At 72.4% G+C, this 8,645-nt stretch carries 7 protein-coding genes; 6 read left to right on the top strand and 1 reads right to left on the bottom strand.

The window, feature by feature from the left end:
• Positions 1–90: 90 nt before the first annotated feature.
• The 5 genes from rbfA to ACXVGS_RS18165 all read left to right on the top strand — a co-directional run bounded on the left by rbfA (position 91) and on the right by ACXVGS_RS18165 (position 5,752).
• Positions 91–567, top strand: coding sequence for a 30S ribosome-binding factor RbfA (rbfA, locus tag ACXVGS_RS18185; protein ID WP_458529903.1), 477 nt, complete (start codon positions 91–93; stop codon positions 565–567).
• A complete protein-coding gene (gene truB / locus ACXVGS_RS18180) occupies positions 564–1,469 on the top strand; it encodes a tRNA pseudouridine(55) synthase TruB (protein WP_458537304.1) in 906 nt (301 codons plus the stop codon). Before rbfA ends, truB begins: the two co-directional genes overlap by 4 nt.
• A 9-nt stretch (positions 1,470–1,478) precedes the next feature.
• Positions 1,479–2,438, top strand: a complete 960-nt coding sequence (locus ACXVGS_RS18175) for a bifunctional riboflavin kinase/FAD synthetase (RefSeq protein ID WP_458529901.1) — start codon at positions 1,479–1,481, stop codon at positions 2,436–2,438.
• 183 nt (positions 2,439–2,621) lie between these two features.
• Positions 2,622–4,469, top strand: a complete 1,848-nt coding sequence (locus tag ACXVGS_RS18170; protein WP_458529900.1) for an AMP-dependent synthetase/ligase — start codon at positions 2,622–2,624, stop codon at positions 4,467–4,469.
• Between the two features lie 101 nt (positions 4,470–4,570).
• On the top strand, positions 4,571–5,752 hold the full coding sequence (locus ACXVGS_RS18165; RefSeq protein WP_458529899.1) for an alpha/beta hydrolase: 1,182 nt from the start codon (positions 4,571–4,573) through the stop codon (positions 5,750–5,752).
• A gap of 23 nt (positions 5,753–5,775) precedes the next feature.
• Here ACXVGS_RS18165 and ACXVGS_RS18160 read toward each other — a convergent pair whose 3' ends face one another.
• Complete coding sequence (locus tag ACXVGS_RS18160) at positions 5,776–6,585, bottom strand: SGNH/GDSL hydrolase family protein (RefSeq protein ID WP_458529898.1); 810 nt, start codon at positions 6,583–6,585, stop codon at positions 5,776–5,778.
• Positions 6,586–6,668: 83 nt separating this feature from the next.
• Between ACXVGS_RS18160 and ACXVGS_RS18155 the strand changes: the two genes are divergently transcribed.
• A partial coding sequence (locus ACXVGS_RS18155; protein WP_458537303.1) for a TIGR03960 family B12-binding radical SAM protein occupies positions 6,669–8,645 on the top strand: 1,977 nt, incomplete at its 3' end.

Here is an 8,645-nt window from a genome sequence, read left to right as displayed (position 1 = left end):
CCCCCCCCCCCCCCCCCCCCCCCCCCCCCCCCCCCCGCGACCAAGGTCGCGGCTCGCAAAACACAGACAACTTGTAGGAAGGTAAGACGCATGGCTGATCCGGCACGCGCCCGCAAGATCGCTGACCGCATCAAGGTCCTGATCGCCGAGAACCTCGAGTACCGCGTCAAGGACCCCCGTCTGGGGTTCATCACGATCACCGACGTGCGGGTCACCAACGACCTGCAGCACGCGTCGGTGTTCTACACGGTCTTCGGCTCCGACGAGGAGCGTGCCGAGACGGCGGAGGCGCTCGAGGCGGCCAAGGGCAAGCTGCGCTCCTTCGTGGGCAAGCAGATCGGCATCCGGCTGACCCCGACGCTGGAGTTCTTCGCCGACGCGATCCCCGAGAACGCCGCCCACCTCGAGGACCTGCTCAAGGAGGCCCGCGAGCGGGACGCCGCCGTGGCCGCCGCCGCTGCGGGTGCGGTCCCCGCGGGCGAGGCCGACCCCTACCGCAAGCCGCGGGAGGACGAGGACGACCTCGACGACCTGGACGAGGACGACCGGGAGGCCCGGCGCGCGTGAGCCCCGAAGGCCTGCTGATCGTCGACAAGCCGGCCGGGTGGACCAGCCACGACGTGGTGGCACGGGCGCGTCGCCTGTGCGGCACCCGCCGGGTCGGCCATGCCGGCACGCTGGACCCGATGGCCACCGGCGTGCTCGTCCTCGGGGTCGAGCGCGCCACGAGGCTGCTGACCTTCCTGGTCGGCTGCGACAAGACCTACACGGCCACCATCCGGCTCGGCCAGGACACCGTCACCGACGACGCCGAGGGTGAGGTGACCGCCGCCGCCGACGCCTCCGGTCTCACCGACGAGGCGGTCGACAAGGCTCTCGCCGCGCTCACCGGCGAGATCGACCAGGTGCCCAGCGCCGTCAGCGCCATCAAGGTCGACGGCAAGCGCTCGTATGCGCGGGTGCGGGCAGGGGAGGACGTCGCCCTCCGTGCGCGGCGGGTCAAGGTCAGCCGCTTCGACGTGCTCGACCGGCGCCACGTCAGCGCCGACGGGCACCCGGTGCTCGACCTCGACGTCGAGGTGGAGGTGTCCTCGGGCACCTACGTCCGCGCGCTGGCTCGGGACCTGGGCGCCGCGCTCGGCGTCGGCGGCCACCTCACGGCGCTGCGCCGCACCCGTGTCGGGCGGTTCGACCTCGCGGCGGCCCACACGCTGCCCGAGCTCGAGGCCGCGGCGGAGGCGGACGGCATACCGGTGGTGTCCCTGGCGGACGCCGCGCGGGCGTCCTTCGACGTGCGGGAGCTGACCGGGGACGAGGCGCGCATGGTCGGGCACGGCCAGCGCATCCCCTCGCGCAAGCCGCTGCGGGAGGACCCGGTGGCGGCGTTCGCGCCGGACGGGCGACTGGTGGCGATGCTCGACGAGCGGGGCATGCTGGCCCGCACCCACGTGGTGTTCCCCGTTCCGTAGAGTGTCCGCGTGCTGCGATGGACCGACCTGACCCAGATCCCTGAGGGCTTTGGCCCGAGCGTGGTGACGCTGGGCAACTTCGACGGCGTGCACCGCGGCCACCGCGCGGTCCTCGCCACCGTGATCGAGCAGGCGCGCGAGCGCGGCGCGCAGGCGGTGGCGGTCACCTTCGACCCGCACCCGGTCGCGGTGCTGCGCCCCGACCAGGCGCCGCGCACGATCACCCCGCTCGAGCTGCGCCTCGACCTGCTCGAGGGCACCGGCCTCGACGCCGTCCTGGTGCAGGAGTTCACCGCCGAGCTGGCCGGGTGGACCCCCGAGCGCTACGTCGAGGAGGTCTTCGTCGACGCGCTCGGCGCGACCGCCGTCGTGGTGGGGGAGGACACCCGCTTCGGCGTGCGCAACTCCGGTGACGTCTCGACGCTGCGGGCGCTGGGCGACAAGCACGGCTTCGACGTGGTCGTGCTCAAGGACCTCGGCGGCGACACCCGCTGGTCCTCCAGCCAGGTCCGCGAGCTGGTCGCCACCGGCGACGTCGCCTCTGCCGCGGAGATCCTCGGCCGCCCGCACCGGATCAGCGGCACGGTCGTCCACGGCGACCACCGGGGCCGCGAGCTGGGGTACCCCACGGCCAACCTGTCGCAGGAGATGGGCGGGCTCGTCCCCGCGGACGGGGTGTATGCCGGGTGGCTCCTGCGCCTGGACCGGCCCGCGGAGGACGCGGACCGGGTGCTGCCGGCGGCGGTCTCGATCGGCAGCAACCCCACCTTCGACGGGCACCAGCGCCGGGTCGAGGCCTACGCCCTGGACCGCACCGACCTCGACCTCTACGGCGAGCAGGTGGGGGTCGAGCTGGTCGAGCGGCTGCGCCCGACCGAGCGGTTCGACTCGGTGGAGGAGCTCCTGGAGCAGATGGCCCGCGACGTGGAGCGCTGCCGGGAGGTGCTCACGTCGATCGTCCCCTCGTAGACGACGGGACGGCATACCTCAGGTCACGGTTCGGCATGTCCGACTTGTCCAGTTTTGTCAGGGTCTTTACTCACTGAGCAGACGCTGGGAGGATCCGGGGTCGGTCCGGTCGCCCCGCCGGGCCGGGAGCAGTCGAACCCGCCTCCGGACGGAGGCGTCACACCACCCCGGAGGTGCCACCGCATGGGCAGACCGTCGGTGCAGGACGAGCAGGTCAACCACGCCGTCATCCAGGACCGCGCGCCCACGGTTGCGCACCTGTTCCGGGACCGGGTCAAGGCCAGCCCCTACGGGGAGGCGTTCCGCTACGTCGACGGCGACCGGTGGCAGTCCATCACCTGGGAGGCGGTCTCGGCCAAGGCCGACGTGCTCGCCGCCGGGCTGATCGCGCTGGGGATCGAGCCCGAGGACCGGGTCGCCGTCGCCTCGACCACACGGATCGAGTGGGTGCTGGCCGACCTGGCGGTCATGCTCGCCGGTGCCGCCACCACGACCCTCTACCCGACGACGGCGGCCCGCGACAGCGCCTTCATCGTCAGCGACTCCCAGAGCCGCATCGTCATCGCCGAGGACGTCACCCAGGTGGTCAAGCTCCGCGAGCACCGCGACGAGCTGCCCTGGGTCGAGCACGTCATCGTCATCGACGGCAAGGCCTACGGCGACGACGGATGGGTGCTGACCTGGACCGACCTCGAGGCCCTGGGCCGGCGGCTGCTGTCCGCCGAGCCGGACGCGGTCGACCGGCGCATCGCGCAGATCCGGCCGCAGAACCTCGCCACGGTCATCTACACCTCCGGCACCACCGGCAAGCCCAAGGGTGTCCGGCTGACGCACGACTCGTGGACCTACACCGTCGCCGGCATCGACTCCCTGGGCATCCTGAACGAGGACGACGTGCAGTACCTGTGGCTGCCGCTGGCGCACGTCTTCGGCAAGATGCTGCTGGTCCTCCCGCTGCAGGTCGGCTTCGTCACCGCGGTCGACGGCCGGGTCAACCGGATCGTGGAGAACATGCCCGACGTCCAGCCGACGTTCATGGGCGCCGCGCCACGGATCTTCGAGAAGGCCTACGGCAAGATCACCACGATGGTCGCCGGCGAGGGCGGGGAGAAGGCCCGGCTGTTCAGCTGGGCGATCGGCGTGGGCCGGCAGGTGGCCGAGCTGCGCCAGCGGGGCGAGAAGCCGCACGGCATGCTCGCCGCCCGCCACGCCATCGCCGACAAGCTGGTGCTGCACAAGATCCGCGACCGGTTCGGGGGTCGGGTGCGCTTCTTCATCTCCGGCTCGGCGGCGCTCGACCCCGAGATCGCCCGCTGGTTCGACGCCGTGGGCATGCCCGTGCTCGAGGGCTACGGCCTGTCCGAGACCAGCGCCGCGTCGTTCGTCAACCGCCCCGGCTCCTACATCCCCGGCACCGTCGGCTGGCCGGTGCCGGGCACCCAGGTCTGCATCGCCGACGACGGCGAGGTGCTCATCAAGGGGCCGGGCGTCATGCAGGGCTACCTCAACCAGCCGGAGGCCACCGAGGAGGCCCTCGACATGGGCGGGTGGCTGCACACCGGTGACATCGGCAGCATCGACGAGCACGGCTTCCTGCGGATCACCGACCGCAAGAAGGACCTGTTCAAGACCTCGCAGGGCAAGAACGTCGCACCGTCGGCGATCGAGGCGATGTTCAAGGGGATCTGCCCCTACGTCAGCCAGTTCATGGTCTACGGCGAGGGCCGGCACTTCGTCACCGCGCTGATCACCCTCGACTACGACGCCATCACCGAGTGGGGGGTCGAGCACGGCATGGCCGGCAAGCTGTACCGCGAGATGGTGACCTCCCCGGAGTGCCGGGCGATGGTGCAGGAGCACGTCGACGAGCTCAACAGCCGGCTCAACCGCTGGGAGACGATCAAGAACTTCATCATCCTGCCGCGCGACCTGTCCATCGAGGAGGGCGAGCTGACGCCGAGCATGAAGCTGCGCCGGCGCGTGGTGGAGGACCGGTTCCGCCCCGACCTGGACGAGCTCTACCGGGTCTGACACGCCTTCCCTGCCGACATCCAGCATCCTCCCAGTCAGGGACAGCACACTCGGCGTGCTGAGACGGACCCGCCCCGGGGCCGCCACGAGGAGGATCCCCAATGTCCCTGCTGGGTGCGCCGCTGCTGGTGCTGCTGGCCGTCTTCGCCGTGGGCCTGCCGGCCGCCACCGTGGCCCTGTGGTCACGGTGGCGCGGGCCCCGGTCGGTGCGGACGGTGCAGCGGCTGGTCAGCATCATGCTCTGCCAGGTGAGCGCCGTGCTGCTGCTCGCGGTCGGGGTCAACGACTGGGGCTACTTCTACGCCTCGTGGTCCGACCTGTTCGGCGCGTCGAGCACCAACGGACGGGTCGTCCACAGCGTCGGCGGTGCCGCTGCCGGCGGCCGCACGGGGGTGGCCGCGAACGCCGCGGCGACGTCTCCGGCCCTGGCACCGGCCGCCACCACCGCGGGGGTCCGGGTCGACGGCACCTGGTCCAGCCCGGCGCAGTGGGCCACCCGCGGCCGGCTGGAGACGGTCACGCTCGACGGCCCGAGGTCCGCCCTGCGGGAGCCGGCGATCGTCTACCTGCCGCCGCAGTACTTCCAGCCCGCCTACGCCCACACCACGTTCCCGGCCGCGGAGGTCATGACGGGCTACCCCGGCCACGAGCAGGCACTGGTCGCCCGGCTCCACTACCCCGGGGTGCTGCTGCAGGAGATGCAGGCGGGGCGGGCCCGGCCGATGGTGCTGGTGATGCTCCGGCCCACCGTCGCCCCGCCGCGTGACACCGAGTGCACGGACGTCCCGGCCGGCCCGCAGGCGCTGACCTACCTGGCGCAGGACGTGCCGGCCGCGGTCCGCACGCTGGCGCGGGTGCGACCGCTCGGTTGGGGAGCGGTCGGCGACTCCACCGGCGGCTACTGCGCGGTCAAGCTGGCGATGACCCACTCCGACGTGTTCACGTCCGCGGTGTCCCTGTCGGGCTACTTCGCGACCCTGCACGACAGCACCACCGGGGACCTGTGGGGCGGCTCCGAGGTGGCGCGCGAGCTGAACGACCTGCAGTGGCGGGTGACGCACCTGCCCGCGCCGCCGGTGTCGCTGCTGCTGACCATCTCCCGGGAGGAGCGGGGGGCCGTCACGGGCTACACCGCGACCCGGGCGTTCCTGGCCGCGGCGCGGCCCCCGATGCAGGTGGACTCGCTGATCGAGGCCACCGGAGGGCACAACTTCGCGACGTGGGGCGCCCAGCTGCCACAGGCGCTCGACTGGCTGTCCCGGCACCTCTACGCGACCGGGTAGGCCACCCCCAGGACCCGCGTCGATCAGCGGCCCGACGCGGCGAGCAGGGCACTGGCGATGAGCCGGTGCCCTGCGGCGTTGGGGTGGTCACCGTCCGAGGCCAGCAAGGGCGTGGGGTTGCGGGTGCCGTCGCCCTTGAACGGGGAGTAGACGTCCACGCAGGTCGCCCCGCTGCGCCGGGCGGCGTCGCACAGCGCCGCGTTGAGGGCGCGGCTGAGGGCGTCGCTCCAGGCCAGGTATGCCGTGCCCCTCGCCGCCGCGGCCTCGTCGCCGTCGTCGAAGACGTTCCAGTAGCCGGTGACCAGAACCCGCTCGGCCGGCTCGCCCCGGAGGGCCCGGGCGGTGCGCACGACCTCTGCCACGGTGTCGCCGACCCGGCTGACCTGCGGCGCCCAGCACGCCTGCGGGCAGCCGCCGGTGGCCCACCGCTGCAGCTCGGGCATGAGGTCGTTGGCCCCGATCGTCACGAGCAGGACGTCCGCGCGGGAGACCCCGTCCCGGATCGCGCCGGGGCGGCGGATGGCGTCCAGCAGCCCGGAGGCGGTCATCCCGCCCACGCCGAGGTTGCTGGCCGTGGCCGGGGTGCTCCGGGAGGTGAGCCCCCGCGCATACAAGCGGACGAAGTCGGTGCAGTTGCACGCAGTCCCGGCGGTGACCGAGTCACCGATGCCCACCACGCGCACCGGCGACCCCGGCAGCCCGGGCGGGTGCGCGTCCCCGGTGGCCCCGGCGGTGACCAGCACGGTGGCCACCACGGCCACGGCGGCTGCGGCGAGCAGGCCCAGTCGCCGCAGCGGACCGCGGCCGGGAGTGGGGGTTGACGCGGAGGACACGCGCGCACCGTACGCCGCGAACCTGAACGCGCAGCCGCCCGCGCGTTCGAGGGCACGGTGCGGGGAGGGTTACCCTTGAGCCCATGCCTGGCGAGTCCCTCTTTGCTGCCCTGGAGCCGTTGCTGGAGCAGGTGAGCAAGCCGATCCAGTACGTCGGCGGTGAGCTGAACTCCACCGTCAAGGACTGGAACTGCGCAGGGTTCGGTCCCGGCGGGGAGGAGCTCACCGCGCGGTGGGCCCTGATGTACCCCGACGCCTACGAAGTCGGCGTGCCCAACCAGGGCGTCATGATCCTGTACGAAGTCCTCAACGAGCGCCCGGACGCGCTCGCCGAGCGCACGTATGCCGTGTGGCCGGACATGGAGGCCCAGCTGCGGTCCGCGGGACTGCCGCAGTTCACCGTCGACGGCCACCGCAGCGTGCGGGACTTCGACGTGCTCGGCATGTCCTTCTCCACCGAGCTCGGCTACACCAACATGCTCACCGCGCTCGACCTCGCCGGGATCCCGCTCCACGCGCGCGACCGCGGCGACGACGACCCGGTGGTGCTCGCCGGTGGCCACGCGGCGTTCAACCCCGAGCCGATCGCCGACTTCATCGACGCGGCGGTCATCGGCGACGGCGAGCAGGCGGTGCTGGAGATCACCGACATCGTCACGGCGTGGAAGGCGCAGGGCCGCCCGGGCGGCCGCTCCGAGCTGCTGCTGCGCCTGGCGCGCACCGGCGGCGTCTACGTGCCGGCGTTCTACGACGTCGACTACCTGGCCGACGGGCGGATCAAGCGCGTCGCGCCCGCCGCGCCGGGCGTGCCGTGGCGGGTCGCCAAGCACACGGTCATGGACCTCGACGCGTGGCCCTACCCCAAGCAGCCGCTGGTGCCGCTGGCCGAGTCGGTCCACGAGCGCATGTCCGTGGAGATCTTCCGCGGCTGCACCCGCGGCTGCCGCTTCTGCCAGGCCGGCATGATCACGCGCCCCGTGCGGGAGCGAAGCATCACCGGCATCGGCGAGATGGTCGAGCGTGGGCTGGCGGCGACGGGGTTCGAGGAGGTCGGCCTGCTCTCGCTCTCGAGCGCCGACCACTCCGAGATCGCGGACCTGACCAAGGGCCTGGCCGACCGCTACGAGGGCACCCAGACCGGGCTGTCGCTGCCGTCCACCCGGGTCGACGCGTTCAACATCGACCTGGCCAACGAGCTGACCCGCAACGGCCGGCGCTCCGGACTGACCTTCGCGCCCGAGGGTGGGTCCGAGCGGATCCGCAAGGTCATCAACAAGATGGTGTCCGAGGAGGACCTGATCAACACGGTCGCCGCGGCCTACGGCGCCGGGTGGCGGCAGGTGAAGCTGTACTTCATGTGCGGCCTGCCGACCGAGACCGACGAGGACGTGCTGCAGATCGCCGAGCTGGCCAAGAAGGTCATCGAGACCGGCCGCCGGGTCAGCGGCCGGCGCGACATCCGCTGCACCGTCTCGATCGGCGGGTTCGTGCCCAAGCCGCACACGCCGTTCCAGTGGTGCGGCCAGCTCGGCGCCGAGGAGACCGACGCGCGCCTGACCAAGCTGCGCGAGGCGATCCGCTCCGACAAGCGCTACGGCTCCTCGATCGGCTTCCGTTACCACGACGGCGAGCCGGGCATCGTCGAAGGCCTGCTCTCCCGGGGTGACCGCCGTGTCGGCAAGGTCATCGAGGCTGTCTGGCGTGACGGCGGGCGCTTCGACGGCTGGAGCGAGCACTTCTCCTTCGAGCGCTGGATGCGCTGCGCCGCCGAGGCGCTCGCGGACGAGCCGGTCGACGTCGCCTGGTTCACCACCCGTGAGCGCGACCAGGCCGAGGTGCTGCCCTGGGACCACCTGGACTCCGGCCTGGACAAGGACTGGCTCTGGGAGGACTGGCAGGACGCGCTCGACGAGACCGAGGTCGAGGACTGCCGCTGGACCCCGTGCTTCGACTGCGGCGTCTGCCCCCAGATGGGCACCGAGATCGAGATCGGCCCCACCGGCAAGACCCTGCTGCCGCTGACCGTGGTCAACTCCGGCCGGGACCAGCTGCTCGAGACC

The organism is Oryzihumus sp. (assembly GCF_054325275.1).
The sequence above is the reverse complement of the archived record's forward strand: the minus strand, read 5'-3'. Positions and strand labels throughout refer to the sequence as shown.

What these genes read in the sequence shown, in the direction of transcription:
- ACXVGS_RS18170 (WP_458529900.1), top strand. Translation starts at nt 2,622, where the DNA reads ATGGGCAGACCGTCGGTGCAGGACGAGCAGGTCAACCACGCCGTCATC.
- rbfA (WP_458529903.1), top strand. Translation starts at nt 91, where the DNA reads ATGGCTGATCCGGCACGCGCCCGCAAGATCGCTGACCGCATCAAGGTC.
- ACXVGS_RS18165 (WP_458529899.1), top strand. Translation starts at nt 4,571, where the DNA reads ATGTCCCTGCTGGGTGCGCCGCTGCTGGTGCTGCTGGCCGTCTTCGCC.